The sequence below is a fragment of the Streptomyces sp. WELS2 genome (assembly GCF_013870595.1).
In the GTDB taxonomy this organism is placed as follows: Bacteria; Actinomycetota; Actinomycetes; order Streptomycetales; family Streptomycetaceae; genus Streptomyces.
The window spans coordinates 1-265 of sequence record NZ_JACBWZ010001413.1; the positions used below are offsets into that span (position 1 = coordinate 1).

Sequence of the window (265 nt, forward strand, 5' to 3'; positions counted from 1 at the left end):
AGGCCAACTCCTGCACCAACTCGACTGCTCCAGGCGCGCGTTCACCACGGCGACTGGTCAACAGCAAGTGCCGCACACCGTGCGCTGCGACAAGGTGCCGGGCCACCAGAGCACCCACGGTCCCGGTACCGCCGGTGACCAGCACCGTCCCCTCACCCATGTCCGTGCCCGAGTCCGAAACGGAGGAACGGTGCCGCACCAGCCTGGGAGCGAACAACTGACCGTCCCGCACGGCCAACTGCGGCTCATCGTCTACGACCAGACT

2 protein-coding genes are annotated in these 265 nt (G+C 67.2%); one reads left to right on the top strand and one right to left on the bottom strand.

The features are described from left to right. The coding region (locus H5J33_RS38825; RefSeq protein WP_399553031.1) for a hypothetical protein at nt 1-118 on the bottom strand (118 nt) is incomplete at its 3' end. Here H5J33_RS38825 and H5J33_RS38830 point away from each other — a divergent pair. After that, on the top strand, nt 68-265 hold a 198-nt coding region (locus H5J33_RS38830; protein WP_399553032.1), incomplete at its 3' end, for a hypothetical protein. The two genes, H5J33_RS38825 and H5J33_RS38830, sit on opposite strands and share 51 nt — an antisense overlap.